Origin of the sequence: Paraburkholderia sp. SIMBA_053 (genome assembly GCF_046534895.1) — a bacterium.
GTDB classification, from domain to species: Bacteria; Pseudomonadota; Gammaproteobacteria; order Burkholderiales; family Burkholderiaceae; genus Paraburkholderia; species Paraburkholderia caledonica.
Genome location: NZ_JAWRXU010001709.1, coordinates 1 through 236, shown reverse-complemented (window position 1 = coordinate 236; position 236 = coordinate 1). Strand labels below are relative to the sequence as shown.

1 protein-coding gene is annotated in these 236 nt (G+C 67.8%); it reads right to left on the bottom strand.

The window, feature by feature from the left end; all coding sequences use genetic code 11:
- On the bottom strand, positions 1–236 hold a 236-nt coding region (locus SB753_RS41360), incomplete at both ends, for a c-type cytochrome (RefSeq protein WP_410805727.1).

Genomic DNA, 236 nt, shown 5'->3' with positions numbered 1-236 from the left:
CACGCCGGCATCGCGTTCTTGCCCTTCAGGACGACGCTCACATGCTCGGCGAGCGGGCCGTTTGCGACCTTGCTGCCGTCGAGCGCCGGGAACGCGCCCGCGCCCTTGCCCGTCGGCTGGTGACAGACGGCGCAGTTCGCCGCGTACACCTTGCCGCCGCGCTCCGTCAGCTCGGCGAGCGTGTAGTTCTTGTTCGGATCGTCCAGACCGGCGGCCATTTTCTTCTTCTGGTCGTC